Here is a 724-nt window from a genome sequence, read left to right as displayed (position 1 = left end):
TGTGAGTTAAGTTGTCGGCTGGCATGTTGTCTACGGTGTAGTTACGACCATAGATGCCCCATTCAACAAAATACGTACCCATCACGACGCTAGGGTCGGTGTTGTATGTTTTGTTGTTTGGATCAACGTTCATCGTTAGTGGCTTCAAGTGAGAGCCATCTGTATCCGCGATGGTGATTTCTGCAGGAGCACTTTTCGAACAGCCTGTAGCATCACACGCTTCAATTTCCATTTGGTACAAGCCGCCTTGGCCGTAATCAAATGTTGCTGTGGTTTGGCCGCCAGTGATAGCGCCTGTTGCGACTTTTACGCCATCAAAATAGATGTTGTAAGTGTCGCCAGGTGTACCGCTCCACTGGTTGAATTTAACGGTGATTTTAGCTTGGTCATGGTATTTCACCATGTCGTAGTAGCCAGATGTGGTTTCCATAGCCAGTTCAATTTTAGAAAATTGAAGGTTATTAGAACCGTACATATCGACACTTGGTGCGGTCGGAGCTGCGACTGCAGCACCTGATAGCGCTAAAGCAACCCCAGCTGCACATAGGTTAAATCGAATCATAACTTCTCTCTCAATCCTTGGATTCATGTTCTTTCGTGAACATAAGCTGCTCTTGCACCAGATAAGATGATCAGATTTACACCACGTGCAAAAGCATCACACTCAGCATTTCAGAGAGTTTTTTTTCGTCAAAAAAAATTAAAACGGTTTTCGAGTCACATG

At 44.6% G+C, this 724-nt stretch carries 1 protein-coding gene; it reads right to left on the bottom strand.

Annotation, left to right across the window (positions count from 1 at the left end):
• On the bottom strand, nucleotides 1-562 hold a 562-nt coding region (locus tag R7O13_RS26855; protein ID WP_318305206.1), incomplete at its 3' end, for a chitinase N-terminal domain-containing protein.
• Between the last annotated feature and the right edge of the window lie 162 nt (nucleotides 563-724).

The sequence above is a fragment of the Vibrio sp. Y176 genome (genome assembly GCF_033438945.1).
The sequence above is the reverse complement of the archived record's forward strand: the minus strand, read 5'-3'. Positions and strand labels throughout refer to the sequence as shown.